Origin of the sequence: Mycobacterium sp. E787, from assembly GCF_001668725.1 — a bacterium.
Classification (GTDB): domain Bacteria; phylum Actinomycetota; class Actinomycetes; order Mycobacteriales; family Mycobacteriaceae; genus Mycobacterium.
The window spans coordinates 1-24,187 of record NZ_LZKL01000075.1; the positions used below are offsets into that span (position 1 = coordinate 1).

A 24,187-nucleotide genomic window follows, 5' to 3' on the forward strand; every position below is an offset into this window, starting at 1 on the left:
CGCGGGCGAGCTTGGCCACCGCGGCCGCGCCCTCGGCACGGAACCCGGGGGCGCCCCGGCCGAAGTCGCCGCGCAGCACCACGTCGGGATGCAGCACGGACAGCAGCCGGTCGAAGTCGCCGGCGCGCCCCGCCGCGAAGAAGGCGTCGACGGCCTCGCGCTGCGCGGCGACGTCACCCTCGGGTGCCGGGTGGGCCTGCTCGATGCGCCGGCGGGCCCGGCTGGCCAGCTTGCGCGTCGCCTCCGGGGTGCGGTCGACGATGGGCGCGATCTCGTCGAACGGGACGGCGAACACGTCGTGCAGCACGAAGGCCAACCGCTCGGCCGGCGGCAACGTGTCCAACACCACGAACAAGGCCAACCCCACGGCGTCGGCCAGCATCGCCCGGTGTTCGGGATCGAATTCGCCCTCGACGTCGACGATCGGATCCGGCAGGTGCCCGACCGGCTCCTCGCGCCCGCCGCCGTGGCGGTCGCGCAGGGTGTTCAGGCAGATGCGGGCCACCACGGTGGTCAGCCACGCGTCGAGGTTGGCGATGTCCTGATCGGTGCGGCCGAGCCGCAGCCAGGCCTCCTGCACGGCGTCCTGGGCGTCGTCGATCGAGCCGAGCATGCGATAGGCGATGGCACCCAGCCGTGGCCGCGCCGCCTCGAAACGCGCCGCCAGCGCGGCATCCGACGCGTCCGCCGTCGTCACGCGCGACCCTGCTCGGAAACGGCGCAGACGCGGTGACCGGAGAAACCCGACGATCCGATGTCGAGCGCGATGTTGAACCGGGCGCGCAGGTTGCCCAGCGTGATGACGTGGGTGAGCGCGACCAGCTGGGCGGTGTCGAAGTGTGCGCGCAGCGCGTCGAAGAGCCGATCGCTGACCTCGACCGGGGTGCGGCTGATCGCGGTGGCGTACTCCAGGATCAGCCTGTCGAGCTCGGAGAAGCACGAGGCGTTCCGGTAATCCGACATGCCCAGCAGTTCCTCGTCGGTGATTCCCCACTGGCGCGCGATCTGCGAACCCAGGTCGATGCAGTACTCGCAGCCGACGGTGGTCGCCGACTTCAGCTCGGCCAGCGCGCGGTGGCGGGGACTGAGGACGTCCAGCTTCGACTCGGCCTGCTCGAGCCTGCCGTAGGCGTTGAGCAGCCGGGGGATGTGCGCATACATCCGCAGCGGTTCGAGCATCCCCGCGGTCGCCACGTCTTTTAAGCCCGTCATCCGGGCCAGCTTGCGTCGGGTGAAGAAGAAGGCGATCTTGGCGCCGAGACCGGCGTCGCGGTCGGAGACTCCTTGAAGGCGAGGCATGGCGGTCCTCCTTGAACGTGGTCCTTTCTACGTCGACACCCGGCGACGCAGAAGTGTGACCGCGCGCAAGCGCTTGCCCGGCTACGCCGCGCTTGCGATTGCCACTATGTCTGCCGGTGGCAACCCGCTGCGCCCGGCTACGCCGCGCTTGCGATTGCCACCGGGTCCGACGGTGGCAACCCGCTGCGCCCGGCTACGCCGCGCTTGCGATTGCCACTATGTCTGCCGGCTCAGCGGCATGTCCATGTCGAACACCCGCGCGTGCAAGACGGTGCGGTTCCGCAGCGCGGCGCGCACCGCACGGTGCAGGCCGTCCTCGAGGTAGGTGATGCCCCGCCATCGCACCGCGTGCGGGAAAAGATCGCCGTAGAAGGTGGAGTCCTCCGACAGCAGCCGGTCGAGCGCCAGCACGGTCGTGGTTGTGACCAATTCGTCGAGCCGGATCTGCTGCGGGGGTATCTGGGACCAGTCCTTGTAGGACAGGCCGTGCTCGGGGTAAGGCTTGCCGTCGCGCACGCCCTTGAAAATCATTGGCGGATCGTCTCTGACGCATCCCCCGGGCCCGACGAGTACATGGTGGACAGGCTAGTCCGCAACGTGCCCGCGGTCGCCGCGAGACGCCGCGAATGGCGGTGAGGCCCTCGTGACACCGTAAAATGGACGCGATTGAGGAGGTGGGAGCCGATGGGAAGCGCCGAGGAGCGTCGCTTCGAGGTATTGCGCGCCATCGTCGCCGATTTCGTCGCCACCAAGGAACCGATCGGTTCCAAGTCGTTGGTCGAGCGTCACAACCTCGGCGTGTCGTCGGCCACCGTCCGCAATGACATGGCGGTGCTGGAGGCCGAGGGTTACATAGCCCAGCCGCACACCAGCTCCGGCCGGGTGCCCACCGAAAAGGGCTACCGCGAGTTCGTGGATCGGCTCGCCGAGGTCAAGCCGCTGTCGTCGGCCGAGCGGAGCGCGATTCAAAGTTTCCTGGAGTCCGGAGTCGACCTCGACGACGTGCTGCGGCGCGCGGTGCGGCTGTTGGCCCAGCTGACCCGCCAGGTCGCGGTGGTGCAGTACCCGACGCTGTCGGCGTCGACGGTGCGCCACCTCGAGGTGATCGGCCTGACGCCCGCCCGGCTGTTGATGGTCGTCATCACCGACTCCGGCCGGGTGGACCAGCGCATCGTCGAACTCGGCGACGTGATCGACGACCATCAGCTGTCCCAGTTGCGCGAGATGCTGGGCCAGGCCCTGGTCGGCAAGAAACTCGCCGCGGCGTCCACCGCCGTGGCCGACCTGGCCGGCGAGCTGCACGGGCGCAGCGGGCTGGCCACCAACCTCAGCGATGCCGTCGGCCGCTCCGCGACGGTGCTGCTCGAGTCGCTGGTGGAGCACACCGAGGAGCGCCTGCTGATGGGCGGCACCGCCAACCTGACCCGCAACGCCGCGGACTTCGGGGGTTCGCTGCGGTCCATCCTGGAGGCCCTCGAGGAGCAGGTGGTGGTACTCCGGTTGCTGGCGGCCCAGCAGGAGGCCGGCAAGGTGACGGTTCGCATCGGGCACGAGACGGCGGCCGAGCAGATGGCGGGCACCTCGATGGTGTCCACCGCCTACGGCACCTCGGATACCGTGTACGGCGGTATGGGTGTGCTGGGCCCCACCCGGATGGACTATCCGGGAACTATCGCCAGCGTGGCAGCGGTTGCTCTTTATATCGGCGAAGTTCTGGGTGCCCGATGACCGCGCACCCTGGTGTTTGTTGACGGCCGCATAACGGCGGCACAAGGAAGGTCAGGGCGTGGCACGCGACTATTACGGGCTGCTCGGCGTGAGCAGAAACGCCAGCGATGCGGAGATCAAGCGCGCGTATCGCAAATTGGCGCGCGAGCTGCATCCCGACGTCAATCCGGACGAGGCCGCGCAGGCGAAGTTCAAGGAGATCAGCGTCGCCTACGAGGTGCTGAGCGACCCGGAGAAGCGCCGGATCGTCGACCTGGGCGGTGATCCGCTGGAGAACGCCGCAGCGGCCGGCGGGGGATTCGGTGGCTTCGGCAACCTCGGCGACGTGTTCGAGGCGTTCTTCGGCGGCGGCTTCAACGCGGGTTCGGCCTCCCGGGGCCCGATCGGCCGGGTCCGGCCCGGTGCGGACTCGCTGCTGCGGATGCGGCTCGACCTCGAGGAGTGCGCGACCGGCGTGACCAAGCAGGTCACCGTCGACACCGCGGTGCTGTGCGACCGGTGCCAGGGCAAGGGCACCAACGGCGATTCGGTGCCCGTGCCCTGCGACACCTGCGGTGGCCGCGGGGAGGTCCAGACGGTGCAGCGCTCGCTGCTGGGCCAGGTGATGACGTCGCGGCCGTGCCCCACCTGCCGCGGCGTCGGGGTCGTCATCCCGGACCCGTGCCACCAGTGCATGGGCGACGGCCGGGTGCGGGCCCGCCGGGAGATCAGCGTCAAGATTCCCGCCGGCGTCGGCGACGGCATGCGGGTGCGCCTGGCCGCGCAGGGCGAGGTCGGGCCCGGCGGCGGCCCGGCCGGCGACCTCTACGTCGAGGTGCACGAGCAGCCCCACGACATCTTCGTCCGCGAGGGCGACGACCTGCACTGCACGGTGTCGGTCCCGATGATCGATGCGGCGCTGGGCGCCACGGTGACCATCGACGCCATCCTGGACGGTCAGAGCGAGATCACCATTCCGCCTGGCACGCAACCGGGTTCGATCATCACGCTGCGCGGCCACGGGATGCCGCACCTGCGTTCCGGGGTGCGCGGCAACCTGCACGTCCACGTCGAGGTGGTGGTGCCCACCCGGCTGGATCACCACGACACCGAACTGCTGCGGGAGCTCAAGAACCGCCGCAGCCGCGACGTCCCCGAGGTTCGTTCCACCCACGCCGGCGGGGGGCTGTTCAGCCGGCTGCGCGAGACCTTCACCGGGCGCTGAGTCCCTGGGCCCCGCATGGTGGCGACGCTGTTCTACGTTGACGCACTGCCCGACACAGGCGCGCTGGCCATCATCGACGGCGACGAGGGTTTCCACGCCGCCACGGTGCGCCGCATCCGGCCCGGCGAGCAACTGGTGCTCGGCGACGGCGCCGGTGGCCTCGCCCGGTGCGAGGTCGAGCATGCCGGGCGCGACGGGGTGCGCGCCCGGGTGCTGGGGCGCTGGAGCGTCGAACCCGGCCGCCCGGCGGTGACCGTCGTGCAGGCGCTGCCCAAGTCCGACCGCTCGGAACTGGCGATCGAGTTGGCCACCGAGGCCGGCGCGGACGCGTTCCTGGCCTGGCGGGCGGCCCGCTGCGTGGCCAGCTGGGACGGGCCACGGGTCGACAAGGGCCTGCGCCGGTGGCGTGCCGTCGCCCGCTCGGCGGCCCGGCAGTCGCGCCGGGCACACATCCCGCCCGTCGACGGGGTGCTGTCCACCGCGGCGCTGACGGGGCGGGTGCGCGACGAGGTGGCGGCCGGGTCGGCGGTGCTGGCCTTGCATGAGTCGGCGGCCGACCGGCTGTCGGAAGCCCATGTCGGCCAAGCGGATTCGGTGCTCCTGGTGGTCGGCCCCGAGGGCGGCATCGCGCCGGACGAGATAGCCGCGCTGACCGAGGCGGGCGCGGTGGCGGTCCGGCTCGGCCCCCAGGTGCTACGGACGTCGACCGCCGCGGCGGTGGCGCTGGGCGCGCTGGGTGTGCTCACGCCACGATGGGACTCTGCGGGCTTGGACGGCGGTGACTGAGGCCTCGGCGCCGCTTCAGAAAACGCTGAGCTGACGCACGATCTCGAGGTTCGCGCGGTCTCCTTCCGCTTGCACCCCGAGGGCTTCCCAGTTTCCGCGTTGACTGATCCACCGCACGAATGCGTCGCCGTCGGAGGTGATTTGGGCGGTCACGTCCCCCTCGCCGAAGCGCAGCGTGCGCGCGCAACCTCCGGTCAGGCGGATCTCGACCGCGTCGTCGATGCGCCCGAGCAGGGCAGCGTTCTGCTGGGGCAGTGCTGCCTCGATCCAGTCGACGGTTGGCTCGAGCCGCAATCCGTCGCAGGCCGGGGGCTCCGCCTGCAGCGGGCCATGCGGCTGCAATAGGTCATGTCTGATGTGCACATAATGCTCGAAGGCGAACGCGGTGGGAATCACCGACGCGGGATAGGTCCCGACATCCCCCAGCGGCACCTCGAAGTCTTGGCCCTCCGCGGCGGCGAGGACCTCGAGGCCCTTCGAGCTGACTGATTCGTAATCGTCGACGATTTCCCGGGAGGTCATGGAGCGGCGCGACTCGACGTAAAGGTCCGCTGCCCGCTCGGCGGGCAGGCCGCCGGGATCGGGCAGGTGCGACGGGTCGACGGCCAGCCAGAAACTGCACGCCATGTGCGACACGACGTCCCGCACCGACCAGCCCGGGCACCCGCTCGCCCGGGCCCAGTCGGAGTCGTGCAGCTCGGACAAGATCTTCAGCAGCGCCGCCCGGTCCGCCTCGACCGCCTGTATCGCTGAGCTCATCTCACGTGTCCCTTTCCGTGGTTCGGCCGTCCCGCTGCTATCTTGAGAGCGAGATTCATACAGTATGTATGAACCTACATACAGTATGTATGAAAGGCAACCGATTTGAACGACGATCGCCGCACCCAGGCGGAGCGCTCCGCCGAGACACGGGAGGCACTGGTGGCATCGGCACGGCCGTTGTTCGCGGCCAACGGTTTCGCGGAGGTCGCTCTGGAGGCGATCGTGCGATCGGCGGGCGTGACCCGCGGAGCGCTCTACCATCACTTCGCCGACAAGACCGAGCTGTTCGCGACCGTGTTCGAGCAAGTCGAGGCGGAGGTCGCCGCCCGGATGGCCGAGGCCATCGCGGCGGCAGGCGAAACCGACGCCATAGAGGTCATGCGATTGGGCGCCGCGTTCTGGTTGGACGCCTGCTCCGATCCCGAAATTCAGCGCATCGCGTTGGTGGACGCGCCGGCGGTGCTCGGTTGGACGCGGTGGACCGAGATCGGCAACCGCTACAACATCGGGCTGGTGCGGGCGCTGCTGTCCAGCGCCATCGAGACCGGCCGCATCCCGCCACAACCGATCGAAGCGACCGCGCTGACGATGCTGGGCGCCATGCGCGAGGCCACCCTTTTCGTCGCGAGGGCCGACGATCATGACACTGCACGGCGGGAAGCCGGCGCGGTCATCGACCGGTTGATCCGGGCCCTTACCGCAAGCGACGGTGACTAGAAGGCTGACCATCGGGAGCCCCCGGCGTAGACTGAGTCAGCTGAGCAAACCCCTGACAAGCCGAGGAAGCAGGTATCGGAAACCACGTGACGCCCCGCGAAACCAGCGCTGTCGGCGCATCTTCGGGCTCTGCTCGAGTTCGCAGCAGCATCAACGTTCCGCCCGACCTCGTTGTGGGCCTGCTCGGCTCCGCAGACGAAAACCTGCGCGCCCTCGAACGCACCCTGAGCGCCGACCTGCACGTGCGCGGCAATGCCGTCACGATCTCCGGCGAGCCGGCCGACGTCGCGCTGGCCGAGCGGGCGGTCTCGGAGCTCATCGCGATCGTGGCCGGCGGCCAGCCGTTGACGCCGGAGGTGGTGCGCCACAGCGTCGCCATGCTGGTCGGCACCGGCAACGAGTCACCGGCCGAGGTCCTCACCCTGGACGTGTTGTCCTGGCGCGGCAACACGATCAGGCCCAAGACGCTGAACCAGAAGCGCTATGTCGACGCCATCGACGCCCACACCATCGTCTTCGGCGTCGGCCCCGCCGGCACCGGCAAGACGTACCTGGCCATGGCCAAGGCCGTCCACGCGTTGCAGACCAAGCAGGTGAGCCGGATCATCCTGACCCGGCCGGCCGTGGAAGCCGGTGAGCGCCTTGGGTTTCTGCCGGGCACGCTGAGCGAGAAGATCGATCCGTACCTGCGGCCACTGTATGACGCGCTGTACGACATGATGGACGCCGAGCTGATCCCGAAGCTGATGTCGGCCGGGGTCATCGAGGTGGCGCCGCTGGCATACATGCGCGGGAGAAGTTTGAATTCCGCGTTCATCGTCCTCGACGAAGCCCAGAACACCACCGCCGAACAAATGAAGATGTTCCTTACCCGACTGGGCTTCGGGTCAAAGATGGTGGTCACCGGTGACATGACGCAGATCGACCTGCCCGGCGGCGCACGATCGGGCCTGCGCTCTGCGATCGACATCCTCGACAGCGTCGACGACATCTGCATCGCGGAGCTGACCAGCGTGGATGTGGTGCGCCACCGGCTGGTTTCGGAGATCGTCGACGCCTACGCCCGCTACGAGGAGCCCGGCTCCGGGATGAACCGCGCGGCCCGGCGGGCGTCGGGTGCCCGTAGCCGCCGATGAGCATCGAGGTCTCCAACGAGTCGGGCATCGACGTGTCCGAGGTCGAATTGGTCAGCGTCGCGAAGTTCGTGATCGCGCGGATGGACGTCAACCCGAGCGCCGAGCTGTCGATGGTGCTGCTGGACACCGCGGCGATGGCCGACCTGCACATGCGCTGGATGGACTTGCCCGGGCCGACCGACGTGATGAGCTTCCCGATGGACGAGCTCGAGCCCGGCGGTCGCCCTGATGCGCCCGAGCCGGGACCTGCGATGCTCGGCGACATCGTGCTGTGCCCCGAATTCGCCGCCGAACAGGCGGCCGCGGCCGGCCACAGCCTCGGACATGAGTTGGCGCTGTTGACCATTCACGGTGTGCTGCACCTGCTCGGCTACGATCACGGCGAGCCGGCCGAGGAAAAAGAGATGTTCGCGCTGCAGGACCGGTTGCTCGAAGAATGGGTCGCCGAACAGGTCGAGGCCTACCGGCAGGACCGCCAAGAGGAACGCGACCGCCGATTGCTGGACAAGTCAAGGTATTTCGACAATTGACCGGCGTTTCCCAGCTGCTGGGCGCGATCGCATTGATTGCTCTGGGCGGCCTTTTCGCGGCGATCGACGCCGCCATCAGCACGGTGTCACTCGCGCGCGTGCAGGAACTGGTGCGCGAGGAGCGACCCGGCGCGGTGTCGCTGTTCCAGGTGATGAGCGAGCGGCCGCGCTACATCAACCTGATGGTGCTGCTGCGCATCATCTGCGAGATCACCGCGACCGTCTTGTTGGTGGTGTTCCTCTACGACAACTGGGGCATCAAGTGGGGGTTGTTCGGCGCGGCCGCCATCATGGTGGTGACCAGCTTCGTCGTCATCGGAGTCGGCCCCCGCACCCTCGGCCGCCAGCACGCCTATTCCATTGCCCTGGCGGCAGCCCTTCCGCTGCGGGTGATTTCGTGGTTGCTGATGCCGCTGAGCCGGTTGCTGGTGGTGCTGGGCAACGCGCTCACCCCCGGCCGGGGGTTGCGCAACGGGCCGTTCGCCTCCGAGATCGAACTGCGCGAGGTCGTCGACCTGGCCCAGCAGCGCGGCGTCGTCGCCGCCGACGAGCGCCGGATGATCGAGTCGGTCTTCGAGCTCGGTGACACCCCGGCGCGCGAGGTGATGGTGCCACGCACCGAGATGATCTGGATCGAAAGCGACAAGTCCGCCAGCCAGGCGACAAACCTCGCCGTGCGCAGCGGGCACTCGCGCATCCCGGTGATCGGCGAGAACGTCGACGACATCGTCGGTGTGGTGTACCTGAAAGACCTTGTGCAACAGATGGTCCTGTCGCCCGACGGCGGCCGCGAGATCAAGGTGTCGCAAGTCATGCGCCCGGCGGTCTTCGTGCCGGACTCCAAGCCGCTGGACGCGTTGCTGCGCGAGATGCAGCGCGACCGCAACCACATGGCCCTGCTCGTCGACGAGTACGGGGCGATCGCCGGCCTGGTCAGCATCGAGGACGTGCTGGAAGAGATCGTCGGGGAGATCGCCGACGAGTACGACCAGGCGGAGACGGCCCCGATAGAAGATCTGGGCGACAAAAGGTTTCGGGTGTCGGCGCGACTGCCGATCGAAGACGTCGGCGAACTGTACGACGTGGAATTCGACGACGACCTCGACGTGGACACGGTGGGCGGCCTGGTGGCTCTGGAGTTGGGCCGGGTGCCGCTGCCCGGCGCCGAGGTCGTGTCGCATGGCTTGCGCCTGCGCGCCGAGGGCGGCCCCGATCACCGGGGCCGGGTGCGGATCAACACCGTCCTGCTGAGCCCGGCGGAATCCAACGGTTCGACGGACGGGGCCCTGCCATGACGCCGAACGTGCACTCACGGCGAAAAATTGCGGAAAAACTCGCCCTGAGTTCACGCTCGGCGATGGGTTGCCATGACTGAATTCCGTTCGGGGTTCGTATGTCTGGTGGGGCGGCCGAATACCGGCAAGTCGACGCTGACCAACGCGCTGGTCGGCGCGAAGGTGGCGATCACCTCGACGCGGCCACAGACCACCCGGCACACCATCCGCGGGATCGTGCACCGGGAAGACTTCCAGATCATCCTGGTCGACACCCCCGGCCTGCACCGGCCGCGGACGCTGCTGGGCAAGCGGCTCAACGAACTGGTCCGCGACACCTACGCCGAGGTCGACGTGATCGGGTTGTGCATCCCGGCCGACGAGCCGATCGGCCCGGGCGACAGGTGGATCGTCGAGCAGATTCGCACCGTCGCTCCCAAGACCGCGCTGGTCGCCGTCGTCACGAAAATCGACAAGGTGCCCAAGGACCGGGTGGCGGCCCAGCTGGTCGCCGTCAGCGAGCTGGTCGGCGACTCGGCCGAAATCGTCCCGGTGTCGGCGGTGACGGGCGAGCAGGTGGACGTGCTGATCGACGTGCTGGCCGCGGCGCTGCCCGCCGGGCCGGCCTACTACCCCGACGGTGAGCTGACCGACGAGCCCGAGGAGGTGCTGATGGCCGAGCTCATCCGCGAGGCCGCGCTCGAGGGGGTCCGCGACGAGCTCCCGCACTCCTTGGCGGTGGTGATCGACGAGGTCAACCCGCGGGAGGGGCGGGACGATCTCATCGATGTACACGCGATCCTCTACGTCGAGCGGGACAGTCAGAAGGGCATCGTGATCGGCAAGGGCGGCGCGCGGTTGCGGGAAGTCGGCACAGCCGCGCGCGCCCAGATCGAGAAGCTGCTGGGCACCAAGGTCTACCTCGACCTGCGGGTCAAAATCGCCAAGAACTGGCAGAGCGACCCTAAACAGCTTGGACGGCTTGGTTTTTAAAGAGGTTTGACCGCGGGTGGCACGGGTAGCCGTCGCGTATGACGCAACCACAGTTAGCCCTGGTGACCGGCGCTTCCAGCGGCATTGGGCTGGAGCTGGCCAAGCAGTTCGCCCAACACGGCTATGACCTCGTCGTGGCCGCCGATGACGACGCCATCAGAGACGTCCCCGAAAAGCTGTCTCAATGGAGCTCGGCCGTACAGGCGGTGCAGGTGGACCTGCGCACCGGGATCAGAAGGTCGTGGCCGGCTCGGTCATGGTCAAAGCCATGGGCATGGCGAACCGCGTGTTGCCCGACCGGGTGAAAGCCGTTGGTAACAGGGTGATGTCGATGCCGCGCGCCGGCTAGGCGAGCACCCGGATCGTCCGCATCGACGGATCGGCCGCGTCCGGGACGTTCATCCCCGCCCGCACACCGGAACACAAGTAGTCGAGCACGGCGTCGTTGAGGCACTCGCCGGGCACGACGGCGGGAATGCCCGGGGGATACGGCGTGATCTGTTCGGCGCAGACCCGTCCGGCGGCACGGTCGGTGGGCACCGCCTCGACCCGCCCGAAGAACGCGTCGCGCGGCGGGCACACGTTGTCCAATTGCAATTCCTCGGGTGAGGGCAGGTCGATCCGCTGCGGCGGTTCGAAATCACTTGCCGCCCTGCGCCATTCGGCCAGGGCGTGGGTGAGACGGCCGGCGGTGGTCTTGTCGTCGGCGAAGGACAGGGTCGCCAGAATGCGGCGGTGATCGCTCATCCCGATGTCGATGTGAGCGTGTGAGCGCAGCCAGTCGGCGGCCTGATATCCGGAGGTGCCGGTCTCCGACACGTCCATCATCACCTGCAATCGGTCGAGGTCGTGGGACGCCTGCACCCCCAGCAACTCGTCGTCGAGCACCCGCACGTCCGGAATCAGCTCGATGTCCTGACGCACCTCGTGGGCCAATTCCAGCGCGGCTCCGAGCAACTCGTGGCCGTGCTCGACCATCTGCCGCCGCCATCCGTCCATCGCGGCATAGACCAGGACGTTGGGGCTGGTGGTCATCAGCAGATCCGCGCACGCCGAAAGGCGATCTTGGTCGATGCGGTCGCCCTGCAGGTGAAACACCGAGCCTTGCTCGAAGCCCGCGCCCACCTTGTGCACGCTGACCACGCAGAGGTCCGCGTCGGCATCCATCGCCCAGGTCGGCAGGTCCTCGTGGAACGGCAGATGCGCGCCCCACGCCTCGTCGATGATCAACGGCTTGCCGCGGGCGTGGCACACGTCGGCGATGCCGGCGATGTCGGCACACGTGCCGTACGGGCTGGGGCTCACGACGAGCGCACCGGCGGCGTCGGGATACTTCTCCCAGGTCTCCTCGACCTGCTCCGGTGACGGCGGGTGCGAGAAGTGGTGCTCGGCGTCCCAGCGGGGGGTGATCCAACGGGGTTGCACGCCGGAGAAGATCAGGCCCGCCACGATGGATTTGTGGCTGTCCCGGCTCACCAGCAGGCTGCCGTCGCCGCCGGCGACGGCCATCATCGCGGCCTTCACCGACAGGGAGCTGCCGCAGGTGGAAAACCATGCGACGTCGGCCCCGACCGCGTCGGCCATCAGGTCCTCGGCGTGTTTGAGGTATCCGCTACTGGTCCGGCGATCGTCCAGCCCGCCGCTGGCAAGCACGTCGTCGGCGAACGGTTCGTGGCCCAGCACGGCCAGCACCCGGTTGTCGGCGCCGCGGCCCTGCCGGTGCCCCGGTGGGGTGAACCCGTACCGGTTCTTTTCCCGGTAGTCGGCCAGGGCGTTCAGCAGTGGAGCGTCGGATTGATCCATGCGCTGGGGGATACCCGCGTTGCCGCGAGCTAAGAGCGCGGCCTCGGATCAGCGGCGGCTCATCGGCGCGATGGCGGCGCCCCGGCGGGCGGCGTGTCGGCGCCGGCGTGCCACCACACCGGTGGCTGCTTGGTCGACCAGCCGCAGACGGCCTCCAGCTCGGCGGCCAGCGAGATCAGCATGCCCTCGCTGTTTGCCGGACCCATCAGCTGCACCCCGATCGGCAAACCCTCCGAGGTGAAGCCGGCCGGCACGTTGATGGACGGCCACCCGAGCAGGTTCCATGGCCACGTCAGCGGGCACGCGGCGATCATGGCGCGGTCGGTGCCGAAGCCACCCAACCGGTCGAAGGCACGCGCCAACGGCGGTGGCTGGGCGGTCGTCGGTGCCAGCACCACGTCGACGATGTCGAAGATCGAGCCGACCCGACGCTGGTCGGCCGCCTCGTGGCGGCGCGCGCTGCGCAGGATCGCCTGCCCGAGCACGTGGCCCATGCGCAGGTTGGCCAGGGTGCGGGGGTCCCAGACGACGCCGTCGCCCAGGCGTTCCTCCCATTCGAGCAGGCCGGCGGTCGAGCGGGCCAGGAAGTTCCACGACAACCGCAGGCCGTAGTCCGGGTTGCCGGGCACCACGGTGTGGCCGAGCAGCTCGAGCTGCCTGCCCACCGCCCGCGTCGCGGCCAGTATCTCGGGATGCAGCTTGGCCCGAAAACCGGTGTACGGGAACCGGGTTGACAGCGCGATGTTCAGCGGGCCGGGCGCCTTGCCGACATAGTCGGACGCGGTGATCGGGGGCGGTTTGTGCCGATCGCCCTCGACGTTGCCCGACGCGGCGTCGAGCACCAGCGCCGCGTCGGCCACCGTGCGGGCCAGCACGCCGTTGACCGTGATGCCGTTGAATGCCTCCGCCAGCGGCCAGGTGGAGATGCGGCCGCGCTGCGGCTTGATGCCCACCAGGTGCGTCCATGCGGCGGGGATGCGGACGCTGCCGGCGCCGTCGGAGCCGATCGCGGCGGTGACCAGGCCCGCGGCCACGGCGGCCGCGCTGCCACCCGACGATCCACCCGGGGTGTGCCGCCGCGACCACGGGTTGCGGGTGTGGCCGAAACCGGGTCCGCTGGTGAACGGCCACTGGCCCAGCTCGCAGGTGTTCGTCTTGCCGACGATCACGGCACCGGCGGCCTTCAGGCGGCGCACCACCTCGGCGTCCTGGGTCGCGGGCGCGACATATCCCTCGGTGCCGAAGGCGGTGGGCACGCCGGCGATGTCGACGTCGTCTTTGACCGCGATGGGGATGCCCAGCAGCGGCGCGGTGTCACCCGCCGCCCGGCGCCGGTCGGCCTTCGCCGCGTCGGCCAGCGCCGACTCGGTCAGCACCACCCGGAAGGCGTTCAGCGTCGGCTGACTGGAATGGATGGCGTGCAGGGAACGGCTCACCAGTGTGGTGGACGTCACTGCGCGGCTGGCCAGCTGATACAGCAGGTCAGTCAGCGTGGGCAGGCGCTGGTTGCCGGATCCGGAGATGGACCCGGTGCCCGCCCCGGAAGCGCCGATCACGGGGTACGAGACTAACGGCGCGGATACCCGCATTGTCGCGGCGGGGTGCAAAACTATTGTGATGCGGCTATATCGAGACCGAGCTGTGGTGTTGCGCCAGCACAAGCTCGGCGAAGCCGACCGGATCGTCACCCTGCTGACCCGCGACCACGGGCTGGTCCGCGCGGTGGCCAAGGGCGTACGCCGCACCCGCAGCAAATTCGGGGCGCGGCTGGAGCCGTTTGCCCACATCGACGCGCAACTGCACCCCGGCCGCAACCTCGACATCGTCACCCAGGTCGTCGCCATCGACGCGTTCGCCACCGACATCGTCAGCGACTACGGCCGGTACACCTGCGGGTGCGCGATGCTGGAAACCGCCGAACGCCTCGCCGGCGAGGAGCGGGCGCCCGCCCCGGCGCTGCACCGGCTCACAGTGGGCGCGCTGCGCGCGGTGGCCGACGGGCGCCGGCCCCGCGACCTGCTGCTGGACGCCTATCTGCTGCGAGCCATGGGCATCGCCGGATGGGCGCCGGCGCTCACCGAATGCGCCCGGTGCGCCACACCCGGTCCGCATCGGGCGTTTCACGTCGCCGCCGGGGGCAGCGTCTGCCCACACTGCCGACCGGCCGGCTCGACCACCCCGCCGCCGGGTGTGCTGGATCTGATGGCCGCGCTGCACGACGGGGACTGGGAGGCGGCCGAGGCGTCGCCGCAATCGCACCGCAGCTATGTCAGCGGCCTGGTGGCCGCGCACCTGCAATGGCATCTGGAACGGCAGCTCAAAACGTTGCCGCTGGTAGAGCGGACCTATCAGGCTGACCGCACCATCGCCGAGCGGCGCGCAGCGCTGATCGGGCAGGATACGGCCTGTGGCTGAGCGCAAGCCGAAGTCGACCGACTTCCCGCAACTGCCCCCCGCGCCCGACGACTACCCCGTCTTTCCCGACAAGTCCACCTGGCCGGTCGTCTTCCCGGAGCTGCCGCCGTCCCCCGCAGGTGGCCCGCGCCGCCCGCCGCAGCACACTTCCAAGGCGGCCGCGCCGCGCATCCCTGCGGACCGATTGCCCAATCATGTGGCCATCGTGATGGACGGCAACGGCCGCTGGGCCACCCAGCGCGGCCTCAGCCGGACCGACGGCCATCGCGCCGGCGAGGCGGTCGTCATCGACATCGTCTGCGGCGCAATCGAAATCGGAATCAAGTGGTTGAGCCTCTACGCCTTCTCCACCGAGAACTGGAAGCGTTCGCCCGAGGAGGTCCGCTTCCTGATGGGTTTCAACCGCGACGTGGTGCGCATGCGCCGGGTGAACCTCAACGCGATCGGGGTCCGGATCCGCTGGGTTGGTTCGCGGCCCCGCCTGTGGCGCAGCGTGATCAAAGAATTGGCGATCGCGGAGGCCATGACCGCCGACAACGACGTGATCACGGTCAATTACTGCGTCAACTACGGCGGCCGTGCCGAGATCACCGAAGCCACAAGGGAAATCGCCCGTTTGGTGGAGGTGGGACGACTCAGCCCGGAGCGGATCACCGAGTCGACGATCTCCCGCCACCTGCAACGGCCCGACATTCCCGACGTGGACCTCTTCCTGCGGACCTCGGGGGAGCAGCGGTCAAGCAACTTCATGTTGTGGCAGGCGGCCTACGCCGAGTTCATCTTTCAAGACAAGTTGTGGCCCGACTACGATCGCCGCGACCTGTGGGCGGCCTGCGAGGAATACGCCGACCGCAATCGACGGTTCGGGAGCGCCTAGTGCCATCACTGCAGGAACGCCTGGCGTCGATACTGCGCGACGTCCTGCCCGTCGAGGAGGAAGCCGACGGCGCCCTGACGCTGCGCCACAACGGCACGCTGGCGTCCTTGCGGGTCGTGAACATCGCCGAGGGCCTGGACCTGGTGTCGCTGACCCAGATCCTGGCCTGGGATCTGCCCCTGACGAAGAAGGTCAGCGACCAGATCGCCAAGCAGGCGCGCGACAGCAACTTCGGCAGCGTGACGCTGGTCGAGAAGGTGAACCAGAAAGCGGTGCAACGCAATTCCGGCAAGGGCTCGGCCAAGACCGCGGACGTGATGCTGCGCTACAACTTTCCCGGCGGCGGCCTGACCGACGACGCCCTGCGCACCCTGGTCCTGCTGGTGCTCGACACGGGCGCGCAGATCCGTGCTTCGCTGACCGGCTAGGGGCGATCGCAAGCGCGGCGTTGGGGGGTGGCCCGCGAAGCTGGGGGACCGGGCGCTGCGGGTCGCCACCATCGGGTTAGGACACCGCGGCTTCCGGGGCGGCCCCCGGCGCGGTGTCTTCGCGGCCGCCCGTCCGCAGCAGCGCGGGCATGACGTCCGGGTCGTAAGCGGCGGGCCGGGTCGCGTCGACGAACCGTTCGACGACCTCGACGAAGCGGTCGGGGTGGTCGTGGAAGGGCATGTGCCCGGAGTCGGTGAAGATCTCCATGCGCGAACCGGGCATCGCCGCGTGCGCGGTGTGCGCGTGGTCCACCGGGATGATCAAGTCGTCCTCGCCCCAGATGATCTGCACCGGAACGGATTTCACGAGATAGCTGCGGTCCAGCATGGTGACGTATTGGCCGCGCGCATCCACCACCGAACGCAAGGTGCGCGCAAACGCCGCCAGCCCGGCGGGGTCCAGGAAGCCCTCGAGCAGGTCGACGACGTCAGCGGCGTCGCGACCGAACTTGGTGGAGCCCAGCGTCGTCTGCACGGCGCGGCCGACGAGCCGGATCGCGGGCATCACGCCCGGCGCGCGGAGCACACCCAGCGCCTCGGCGCCCATCGGCATCGCCGCCAGCCGCAGCGCCATGCTGACGTCCTTGTCGACGCCGCCGGCGCTCACCAGCACGATGCGCTCGACCAGCTGCGGGTACTGGTAGGCGAATTGCATCGCGACGCCGCCCCCGAACGAATGCCCGACGACGGTCACCCGCTCGATGCCGAGCACGGCGAGCAGGTCACGCATGCCGTTCGCGAAGGCCGGCAACGAGTAGTCGGCGTGCGGCTTGTCGGACTCGCCGTGACCCAGCAGGTCCGGCGCGATGACCGTGAACCGCTGCGCAAGCTTGGCGTGCACCGGTTCCCACGACTTGGAGTTGTCGCCGACGCCGTGGATCAGCAGCAGGGCCGGTCCCGACCCCGCGATGCGGAAGGCGCGGCGGTAGCCGTGGATCGTCCGGAATTGCAGTGACGGGGCCTCGATCTCGCGTACCGGCCGCAGGTGGGGCGACAGTTCGTTCCGCATCGTCTTCTCGCTTCCCTTGAGGGTGTTGTCTCGGCCCGTGGGCCACTCATGGGTAGGAGCACGCGGCGGACGCGTGTCGGACACTTTTTCAGAAAATCTTTTTCACGGAGTGCCGCGGCTGAGACGGGTCAGCGGCCTAGGAACGGCACTGGGCGCAGGTGCCGAAGATCTCGATGGTGTGGCTGACGTCGGAGTAGCCGTGCTTGGCCGCCACCTCGGCCGCCCACTGCTCGACCTCGTGGTCGCCCACCTCGATGGTCGAGCCGCAGCACCGGCACACCAGGTGGTGGTGATGATGTTCCGAGCACCGGCGGTAGACCGACTCGCCGGTGTCGGTGCGCAGCGTGTCGACCAGTCCGGCCGACGCCATGGACTGCAGCGTCCGGTACACGGTGGTCAGGCCGATGTTCTCGCCGCGGCGCCGCAGCTCGTCGTGTAGTTCCTGGGCCGAGCGGAATTCGTCGAGCGTCTCGAGCAGCGCGGCGATCGCGGCTCGCTGGCGGGTCGAGCGCACGCTCGCGTTAGTCATTTGCACCGCTTCTCTCCCCCGCAAGTGGGTGGTACCCCCACGGCGTCGTCGCGGCGCGCGTCATACGGTGTCCTCGCTCGCGTGAGCGACGGCGTCGACGACGATGTGCGCGAGGTGGTGGTCGGCCAGCCGGTACAGCACCTCGCGGCCGGACCGCTCCCCGGCCACCACGCCCGCGGCCTTGAGGATCTTCAGGTGCTGGCTGACCAGCGGCTGCGGCACACCCAGGGCGTCGACCAGTTCGTGCACGCAGCGGTGCGATTCGCGCAACTGCAGCACGATGGCGATCCGCACGGGCGCGGCCAGCGCGCGCAACAGCTCACCCGCGGCGTCGAGGATCTCCCGCGGCGGCGGGACGGGATATTCGGGAAACTCCGCGTGTTCGCCCGATACGGCCGCGCCATGCTCGTGGGCCGCGGCGTCGAGGCCGGATCCCGTGGCGCCGTCGGCCGCCGGCTGCGCCGAAGACTTCGACAAGGGCATCGGGGAGGACATCGCCATGGGAACGTCATCACCTCGAAGCGCCGGGTAGGGGGAGTGCCGCCGGGGAATCGCGGTCGGCGCTTTCCACTGTCACATGCATGATGACGCATGTCAAAGATCGCCGCGCCGGTCGATACCATGGCTGATGTTTTGCGAGGGGCGGTTCCCGCCGTCCCGTTTGTATCGACCTTCGAGAGGGAGTGCACAGCCCCGTGGCGTCCGTCATCGACACCGTAGTCAACCTGGCCAAACGGCGGGGCTTCGTCTTTCCCTCCGGCGAGATCTACGGGGGCACCAAATCGGCGTGGGATTACGGCCCGCTGGGCGTCGAGCTCAAGGAGAACATCAAGCGTCAGTGGTGGCGCGCGGTGGTCACCGGACGCGACGACGTGGTCGGCATCGACTCGTCGATCATCCTGCCCCGGCAGGTATGGGTGGCCTCCGGCCACGTCGAGGTCTTCCACGACCCGCTGGTCGAGTGCCTGAACTGCCACCACAGGCACCGCCAGGACCACATGCAGGAGGCCTATGCGGCGAAGAAGGGCGTCGCCGACCCCGATTCGGTCCCGATGACCGAGATCGTCTGCCCCGACTGCGGCACCAAGGGGCAATGGACCGAGCCGCGCGAGTTCAACATGATGCTCAAGACCTACCTCGGGCCGATCGAGACAGAGGAGGGGCTGCACTATCTGCGTCCGGAGACCGCGCAGGGCATCTTCGTCAACTTCGCCAACGTGGTGACGACCGCGCGCCGCAAGCCGCCGTTCGGGATCGGGCAGATCGGCAAGAGCTTCCGCAACGAGATCACCCCCGGCAACTTCATCTTCCGGACCCGGGAGTTCGAGCAGATGGAGATGGAATTCTTCGTCGAACCGTCGACGGCCAAGGAATGGCACCAGTACTGGATCGACACCCGGCTGCAGTGGTATGTCGACCTGGGCATCGATCCGCAGAACCTCCGGCTGTATGAACACCCCAAAGAGAAGCTGTCGCATTACTCGGACCGCACCGTCGACATCGAGTACAAGTTCGGTTTCGTCGGCAATCCGTGGGGCGAGCTGGAGGGCGTCGCCAATCGAACCGACTTCGACCTGTCCACGCACGCAAAGCATTCCGGCGCCGACCTGTCGTTCTACGACCAGGTGACCGACACCCGCTACACGCCCTACGTCATCGAACCGGCGGCAGGGCTGACGCGCTCGTTCATGTCGTTCCTCATCGATGCCTACAGCGAGGACGAAGCACCCAACGCCAAGGGCGCCATGGAGAAGCGGACGGTGCTTCGCCTCGACCCGCGCCTGGCGCCCGTCAAGGCCGCGGTGTTGCCGTTGTCGCGGCACGCCGACCTGAGCCCCAAGGCCCGCGACCTGGCGGCGGAATTGCGCAAGAGCTGGAACATCGATTTCGACGACGCCGGCGCCATCGGTCGTCGCTACCGGCGGCAGGACGAGGTGGGTACGCCGTTCTGCGTGACGGTCGATTTCGACTCATTGGAAGACGACGCCGTGACCGTGCGTGAGCGCGACGCCATGACGCAGGACCGGGTCGCGATCGGCGCCGTCTCCGATTACCTGGCCGCGCGTCTGAAGGGCTGCTAGCCGCCACGGCTCGCCTAAAGGTCTTGGTGGCGGGCGGACGCCCGGGCCGCCAACGACCGACGGGCGGCTTTCACGCCTGTTCTCAGCCGTGGCGTCCCTGCCCAATTACCGCTATTCCGGTCCTCGAATATTCGGCTTTCATTGGCCGGGCGATTTCGCAAATCAATTGCACCCATATATTATTTTCACTATTGAATGCCTTCCGCGATCAAATTCGAATCCGGTCCGATTATTCGCTCGGTATTGACCCGAACACATACCATCGCCCGACGTCGTTGGCGCTTTACGGCCCATTGTCCGGTCCTCGTGCGGACGCTGCAGGACAAGTCGTTTTCGGATTGAATCAAGTTTGCTTTGTTGATTCGATCAAGTTTACGTTCCCGGATCGACTCAAGTTTAGGGAGAACTGCGGCTTTTTGGCGATTCTTGCCTTACGATCCGGTCGTGGTGTCTATTGATTTTCGGGGTGCGACGCGGCCGTTGGAGCGGCGCGCAGGGTGGTGGTTGTGATGGTCCTCGACTTTTCGTGGCTGCCTCCTGAGATCAATTCGGCTCGGATATTCGCCGGTGCGGGGTCGGGGCCCTTGTTCGTGACCGCGGAGGCCTGGGACGCCCTGGCGTCCGACCTGTCGGCCGCGGCATCGTCGTTTCACTCCGTCGTCACCGGACTGACCAACGGGGCGTGGACGGGTCCGTCGTCGGCGGCCATGGCGGAGGCCGCGACTCCCTACGTGGGCTGGCTGAACGCGGCGGCGGCGCAAGCGAATTCGGCGGGCGCCGGGGCCCGCGCCGCGGCGACGGCGTTCGAGTCGGCGTTGGCGGCCACCGTGCCCCCGGCGGCGATCACGGCGAACCGCGAGCAGCTGCTGGCGTTGATCTCCGCGAACATCCTGGGGCAGAACACCCCGGCGATCTTCATGACCGAGTTCGAGTACATGGAGATGTGGGCGCAAGACGTGGCCGCGATGCTGGGCTATCACGGCGGGGCTATGGCGGCGGCCGCGGCGTTGCCGGCGTTCAGCCTGCCGGCGCTGAACCTGGCGGGGCTGTTGACCGCGCCGTTGGCCGGTGTGACGTCGGCTGTCGCCGGGTTGGCGTCGTCGGCAGGGGGCGCATTGGCGGCTCCGCTGACGTCGGTGACGGCGGTGGCCGGGTCCTCGATAGCGCAGGCATCGACGTTGGCGTCGTCGCTGCCGGTGTCCGGGCTGTCGACGCTCGCCCAGGCCGGGATGATGCCCGTGAGCATGATGATGTCGCCGATCATGATGGCGGCCCAGGCCGGCATGAGCGCGAATCCGGCGGCGCTGGCGGGTGCCACGAATCTGGCCGCCGACGCGCCGAAGTTCGTCAGCGAAGCCGCTCCCCTCGGGAAGGGGCTCGGCGGCGCCGGCGGGCTGGGCGCAGCGTCGGCGGAACTGGGCAAATCGCGCCTGGTCGGGGCGATGTCGGTGCCGCCGACGTGGCAGGGGTCGACGCCCGCCCGAATGGTCAGTGCCGCGATGTCGGGTCTGGGCAGCGAGGTGCCCGGCGCGGCCGCGGCGGCCGCGGGGGCGCCGGCGGGCGGCGGGATGCCGTTCATGCCGATGCCGATGGGTGGTATGGGCGCCGGCGGCGGCATGCCCGGCGGAATGATGGGCCGCGGCGGAGCGAGCCCCCATGTCGTGCAGTCGCGGCCCAGTGTGGTGCCGCGGGTCGGAGTTGGTTAGGGCGGGGGTGATAGGTCGGGACTGCGCGTTGGGCGCCATGGCGGCGCCTAACTGAAACATTTGTTTGTAAGGAAAGGAGCAGTGTGGTGGCTACACGGTTTATGACCGATCCGCATGCGATGCGGGCGATGGCAGGTCGTTTCGACGTGCATGCGCAGACGGTTTCGGACGAGGCGCGCCGGATGTGGGCCTCATCCCAAAGCATTTCTGGCGCTGGTTGGAGTGGCGCGGCTGAGGCGACGTCCTACAGCACGATGGGACAGATGAATCAGGCGTTTCACAACATTGTGAACATGCTGCAGGGCGTTCGTGACGGGCTGATCCGCGACGCGAACAACTACGAGCAGCAAGAGCAGGCTTCGCAGCAAATTTTGAGCAGCTAGTTGCTCCACGAGACTTTAGGAGGGTTGTGCGATGACGATTAATTACCAGTTCGGAGATGTGGACGCCCACGGCGCGACGATTCGCGCCCAGGCGGCGTCGTTGGAGGCCGAGCACCAGTCCATCGTTCGCGATGTGCTGGCCGCTGGTGACTTCTGGGGTGGCGCCGGTTCGGTGGCCTGCCAGGAGTTCATCACCCAGTTGGGTCGTAACTTCCAGGTGATTTACGAGCAGGCCAACGCCCACGGCCAGAAGGTGCAGAGCGCCGGTAGCAACATGGCCAGCACCGACAGCGCCGTCGGGTCGAGCTGGGCCTAGCCGGCTACCCAAGGGCGCGGGTAACACCGCGGTGTTACCCGCGCCTGCGGCGCTGCCCCACACCCATACGCCCGCGCGGGTAACGAGAACCGGTCTCCGATGCGAATTCACCGTCACGACGGGCTGGACTGTTTGGTGAAACCCCGGACTTTTCACGGGCGATGGCCTTACTATCAGGCAGTGGTGTCTGTCGATCGTTGGACTGTGCCGTTCATGCGGCTGGCTGGCTTGGGGGTGTGATGGTTCCCGCTTTTACGTTCTTCCCGCCGGAGATCAATTCGGCGTTGATGTTCGCCGGGGCGGGTTCGGGGCCCTTGTTCATGGCGGCCGCCGCATGGGACTCCCTGGCGTCTGACCTTTCGGGGGCGGCGGCGTCGTTTCAAACGGTGGTCTCCGGGCTGACCGACGGGCCCTGGTCGGGTCCGGCGTCGATGTCCATGGCGGCGGCGGCGACGCCCTACGTCGGGTGGTTGAGTGCGGCGGCCGCACAGGCCGAATCGGCCGGGCTGCAGGCCCGAACGGCGGCCTCGGCGTTCGAGACCGCGTTGGCCGCGACCGTACCCACGCCCGCGATCGCGGCGAATCGTGCCCAGTTGATGGCGCTGATCGCCACGAACATCCTGGGCCAGAACACGCCGGCGATCTTCATGACCGAGTTCGAGTACATGGAGATGTGGGCCCAGGACGTGGCCGCGATGGTGGGCTATCACGGCGGCGCGATGGGAGTGGCCGCGGCGCTGCCGGCGTTCAGCGTGCCGCCGGTGAACCTGGCGGGCTTGGCCGGGGTGCTGTCGGCGCCGCTGACGGGCTTGGCGTCACCGCTGGGCAACGTGGCGTCGTCGGTGACGAGCGCGGTTTCCGGTTTGGGCGTGACCGCGATGGCCGGGTCCGCGGTGGCGCAGGTGTCCTCGCTGGCTTCGTCGGTGCCGGTGTCCGGGCTGTCGACGGTCGCGCAGGTCGGGATGATGCCGGTGAGCATGATGATGTCGCCGATCATGATGGCGGCCCAAGCGGGAATGAGCGCGAATCCGGCGGCGCTGGCCGGGGCCACGGGTGCGGCCGGCGCCCTCGACCCGGCGAAGTTCGTCAGCAGCGCCGTGCCCGACGCGAAAGGGCTCGGCGGTGCCGGGCTGGGCGGCTTGGGCGGCGCCTCGGCCGGCCTGGGCAAGGCGCGCCTGGTCGGGGCGATGTCGGTGCCCCCGACCTGGCAGGGATCGGCGCCGTCTCGGATGGTCAGCGCAGCGATGTCGGGCGTGGGCCCCGAGATGCCTGCCGCGGCGGCGGCCGGAGCGCCGGCGGGCGGCGGGATGCCGATGATGCCGATGCCCATGGGTGGCATGGGCGCCGGGGCGGGCATGCCCGGCGGGATGTTGGGGCGCGGCGGGGCCAGCCCGAATCATGTGGTGCAGCAGCGGCCCAGCGTGGTGCCGCGGACCGGAGTTGGGTAGGTCGTCGGAAAGGGCAGGGTGATTACGTCGGGGTTGCGGCTGGCGGCCCCACGGGACACGGGTTTGATCACGGGTTTTGCCCCGGATCGCGCACTGTTTCGCAACGAAGCGAAATCGGTCAATCCCGGATATTGTCCTCAGGAGTGACTTACGATACGAAGCGCCTGGTGGTGACGAGTTCGCCATCGAGTGCTCAACGTGAACGAGACGGCTGTGGAAGGGGGCAACGTGCTTTTGCCTCTAGGTTCGCCGCTGCCGGACGATTCGGTGGCGGCAAAGCGTGGTGAGTCGGGGATGCTCGGCGGTCTATCGGTTCCGCTGAAGTGGGGGGTCGCGGTTCCCCCGGACGACTACGACCACTGGGCACCGGAGCCGGAAGAGGGCGCCGATGCCAAGGAGCAAGCCAGCGACGGGTTGAACCCCGAGGCGGGCGCCGACGGCACGGACGAATGGAACGAGTGGGACGAATGGGCCGCCTGGGAGGGCGAGGCCGAACCCCGCTTCGACATGCCGCGAACGACGAGCGTGATACCGAATTCTCCGGCGGCGGGTTGATCGAGAAGCCCCGGATACCAAGACCAACCGTATGAGAAATCCGAGAAGTTAAATCCAGAAGGAGAAAGGCAACATGGCAACACGTTTTATGACCGACCCGCACGAGATGCGGGCGATGGCGGGCCGTTTCGAGGTCCACGCGCAGACC

General features: G+C 68.4%; 27 protein-coding genes and 1 pseudogene. 19 read left to right on the forward strand and 9 right to left on the reverse strand.

From position 1 onward, the window contains the following. The 3 genes from A5705_RS15320 to A5705_RS15330 all read right to left on the reverse strand — a co-directional run. Positions 1 to 697, reverse strand: a 697-nt coding sequence (locus A5705_RS15320; protein ID WP_068278431.1) for a sigma-70 family RNA polymerase sigma factor, incomplete at its 3' end; no start/stop codon positions are given. Next, entirely contained in the window at positions 694 to 1,299 is a 606-nt protein-coding gene (locus A5705_RS15325; protein WP_067877917.1) for a carboxymuconolactone decarboxylase family protein, read from the reverse strand. The genes A5705_RS15320 and A5705_RS15325, both read right to left, overlap by 4 nt. 216 nt (positions 1,300 to 1,515) lie before the next feature. After that, positions 1,516 to 1,830 carry a type II toxin-antitoxin system VapB family antitoxin gene (locus A5705_RS15330; RefSeq protein WP_067877919.1) on the reverse strand — a complete coding sequence of 105 codons (315 nt, stop codon included), beginning with the start codon at positions 1,828 to 1,830 and terminating at the stop codon, positions 1,516 to 1,518. A gap of 153 nt (positions 1,831 to 1,983) precedes the next feature. Here A5705_RS15330 and hrcA point away from each other — a divergent pair, with 153 nt between their 5' ends. The 3 genes from hrcA to A5705_RS15345 are packed head-to-tail and all read left to right on the forward strand — an operon-like array spanning position 1,984 to position 5,017. Beyond that, positions 1,984 to 3,027, forward strand: a complete 1,044-nt coding sequence (hrcA, locus tag A5705_RS15335; protein ID WP_067877920.1) for a heat-inducible transcriptional repressor HrcA — start codon at positions 1,984 to 1,986, stop codon at positions 3,025 to 3,027. Positions 3,028 to 3,085: 58 nt separating this feature from the next. Beyond that, positions 3,086 to 4,231, forward strand: coding sequence for a molecular chaperone DnaJ (dnaJ, locus tag A5705_RS15340; protein ID WP_067877922.1), 1,146 nt, complete (start codon positions 3,086 to 3,088; stop codon positions 4,229 to 4,231). A 15-nt stretch (positions 4,232 to 4,246) separates the two neighbouring features. Then, positions 4,247 to 5,017 (forward strand): 16S rRNA (uracil(1498)-N(3))-methyltransferase, encoded by a 771-nt coding sequence (locus A5705_RS15345; RefSeq protein ID WP_068278425.1) that lies wholly within the window; start codon positions 4,247 to 4,249, stop codon positions 5,015 to 5,017. A gap of 15 nt (positions 5,018 to 5,032) precedes the next feature. Here A5705_RS15345 and A5705_RS15350 read toward each other — a convergent pair whose 3' ends face one another. Next, on the reverse strand, positions 5,033 to 5,776 hold the full coding sequence (locus A5705_RS15350) for a maleylpyruvate isomerase family mycothiol-dependent enzyme (RefSeq protein ID WP_082956490.1): 744 nt from the start codon (positions 5,774 to 5,776) through the stop codon (positions 5,033 to 5,035). A gap of 105 nt (positions 5,777 to 5,881) precedes the next feature. On the opposite strand from A5705_RS15350, the gene A5705_RS15355 reads away from it, so the two are divergent. The 6 genes from A5705_RS15355 to A5705_RS28160 all read left to right on the forward strand — a co-directional run bounded on the left by A5705_RS15355 (position 5,882) and on the right by A5705_RS28160 (position 10,734). Beyond that, entirely contained in the window at positions 5,882 to 6,496 is a 615-nt protein-coding gene (locus tag A5705_RS15355) for a TetR/AcrR family transcriptional regulator (protein WP_068278426.1), read from the forward strand. Positions 6,497 to 6,582: 86 nt separating this feature from the next. Further along, complete coding sequence (locus A5705_RS15360) at positions 6,583 to 7,632, forward strand: PhoH family protein (protein WP_067877932.1); 1,050 nt, start codon at positions 6,583 to 6,585, stop codon at positions 7,630 to 7,632. Next, positions 7,629 to 8,162, forward strand: a complete 534-nt coding sequence (ybeY, locus tag A5705_RS15365) for an rRNA maturation RNase YbeY (protein ID WP_067877935.1) — start codon at positions 7,629 to 7,631, stop codon at positions 8,160 to 8,162. Before A5705_RS15360 ends, ybeY begins: the two co-directional genes overlap by 4 nt. Further along, entirely contained in the window at positions 8,159 to 9,457 is a 1,299-nt protein-coding gene (locus tag A5705_RS15370; protein WP_068278428.1) for a hemolysin family protein, read from the forward strand. The genes ybeY and A5705_RS15370 overlap by 4 nt, the downstream gene beginning before the upstream one ends. Positions 9,458 to 9,529: 72 nt before the next feature. Then, a complete protein-coding gene (gene era, locus A5705_RS15375; RefSeq protein ID WP_068278429.1) occupies positions 9,530 to 10,429 on the forward strand; it encodes a GTPase Era in 900 nt (299 codons plus the stop codon). Between the two features lie 62 nt (positions 10,430 to 10,491). Further along, positions 10,492 to 10,734: an SDR family NAD(P)-dependent oxidoreductase gene (locus tag A5705_RS28160; protein ID WP_231982461.1), complete on the forward strand. Its 243-nt coding sequence runs from the start codon at positions 10,492 to 10,494 to the stop codon at positions 10,732 to 10,734. 40 nt (positions 10,735 to 10,774) lie between these two features. On the opposite strand, the gene A5705_RS15380 is transcribed toward A5705_RS28160, so the two are convergent. After that, positions 10,775 to 12,232 (reverse strand): aminotransferase class I/II-fold pyridoxal phosphate-dependent enzyme, encoded by a 1,458-nt coding sequence (locus A5705_RS15380; protein WP_068278430.1) that lies wholly within the window; start codon positions 12,230 to 12,232, stop codon positions 10,775 to 10,777. A gap of 59 nt (positions 12,233 to 12,291) precedes the next feature. Then, the gene (locus A5705_RS15385) at positions 12,292 to 13,788 is read right to left on the reverse strand and encodes an amidase (protein WP_067877947.1); all 1,497 of its coding nucleotides are present in this window, start codon (positions 13,786 to 13,788) and stop codon (positions 12,292 to 12,294) included. A 61-nt stretch (positions 13,789 to 13,849) separates the two neighbouring features. Here A5705_RS15385 and recO point away from each other — a divergent pair, with 61 nt between their 5' ends. From recO to A5705_RS15400, 3 genes are read left to right on the forward strand one after another with little or no spacing between them, the layout of a single operon-like run. Then, positions 13,850 to 14,647 carry a DNA repair protein RecO gene (gene recO / locus A5705_RS15390; RefSeq protein WP_067877949.1) on the forward strand — a complete coding sequence of 266 codons (798 nt, stop codon included), beginning with the start codon at positions 13,850 to 13,852 and terminating at the stop codon, positions 14,645 to 14,647. Next, on the forward strand, positions 14,640 to 15,524 hold the full coding sequence (locus A5705_RS15395) for a decaprenyl diphosphate synthase (RefSeq protein ID WP_067877952.1): 885 nt from the start codon (positions 14,640 to 14,642) through the stop codon (positions 15,522 to 15,524). The genes recO and A5705_RS15395 overlap by 8 nt, the downstream gene beginning before the upstream one ends. Beyond that, positions 15,524 to 15,952, forward strand: coding sequence for a hypothetical protein (locus A5705_RS15400; protein ID WP_067877955.1), 429 nt, complete (start codon positions 15,524 to 15,526; stop codon positions 15,950 to 15,952). Before A5705_RS15395 ends, A5705_RS15400 begins: the two co-directional genes overlap by 1 nt. 76 nt (positions 15,953 to 16,028) lie before the next feature. On the opposite strand, the gene A5705_RS15405 is transcribed toward A5705_RS15400, so the two are convergent. The 3 genes from A5705_RS15405 to A5705_RS15415 all read right to left on the reverse strand — a co-directional run bounded on the left by A5705_RS15405 (position 16,029) and on the right by A5705_RS15415 (position 18,045). Continuing rightward, complete coding sequence (locus tag A5705_RS15405) at positions 16,029 to 17,021, reverse strand: alpha/beta fold hydrolase (protein ID WP_067877958.1); 993 nt, start codon at positions 17,019 to 17,021, stop codon at positions 16,029 to 16,031. Positions 17,022 to 17,157: 136 nt separating this feature from the next. Then, entirely contained in the window at positions 17,158 to 17,550 is a 393-nt protein-coding gene (locus tag A5705_RS15410) for a Fur family transcriptional regulator (protein WP_067877961.1), read from the reverse strand. Between the two features lie 60 nt (positions 17,551 to 17,610). Next, positions 17,611 to 18,045: a helix-turn-helix transcriptional regulator gene (locus A5705_RS15415; protein ID WP_231964296.1), complete on the reverse strand. Its 435-nt coding sequence runs from the start codon at positions 18,043 to 18,045 to the stop codon at positions 17,611 to 17,613. 188 nt (positions 18,046 to 18,233) lie between these two features. Between A5705_RS15415 and A5705_RS15420 the strand changes: the two genes are divergently transcribed. The 7 genes and pseudogenes from A5705_RS15420 to A5705_RS27295 all read left to right on the forward strand — a co-directional run. Then, entirely contained in the window at positions 18,234 to 19,631 is a 1,398-nt protein-coding gene (locus tag A5705_RS15420; protein ID WP_197516950.1) for a glycine--tRNA ligase, read from the forward strand. 509 nt (positions 19,632 to 20,140) lie between these two features. After that, a complete protein-coding gene (locus A5705_RS15425) occupies positions 20,141 to 21,337 on the forward strand; it encodes a PPE family protein (RefSeq protein WP_067878083.1) in 1,197 nt (398 codons plus the stop codon). Between the two features lie 86 nt (positions 21,338 to 21,423). Continuing rightward, complete coding sequence (locus tag A5705_RS15430) at positions 21,424 to 21,720, forward strand: WXG100 family type VII secretion target (protein WP_067877969.1); 297 nt, start codon at positions 21,424 to 21,426, stop codon at positions 21,718 to 21,720. Between the two features lie 31 nt (positions 21,721 to 21,751). Further along, positions 21,752 to 22,036: a WXG100 family type VII secretion target gene (locus A5705_RS15435; protein ID WP_067877972.1), complete on the forward strand. Its 285-nt coding sequence runs from the start codon at positions 21,752 to 21,754 to the stop codon at positions 22,034 to 22,036. A 239-nt stretch (positions 22,037 to 22,275) separates the two neighbouring features. Then, a complete protein-coding gene (locus A5705_RS15440; protein WP_067877975.1) occupies positions 22,276 to 23,484 on the forward strand; it encodes a PPE family protein in 1,209 nt (402 codons plus the stop codon). 228 nt (positions 23,485 to 23,712) lie between these two features. Further along, entirely contained in the window at positions 23,713 to 24,039 is a 327-nt protein-coding gene (locus A5705_RS15445; RefSeq protein ID WP_369829602.1) for a hypothetical protein, read from the forward strand. Between the two features lie 73 nt (positions 24,040 to 24,112). Beyond that, positions 24,113 to 24,187: pseudogene (locus tag A5705_RS27295) on the forward strand (WXG100 family type VII secretion target); the annotation flags it as partial.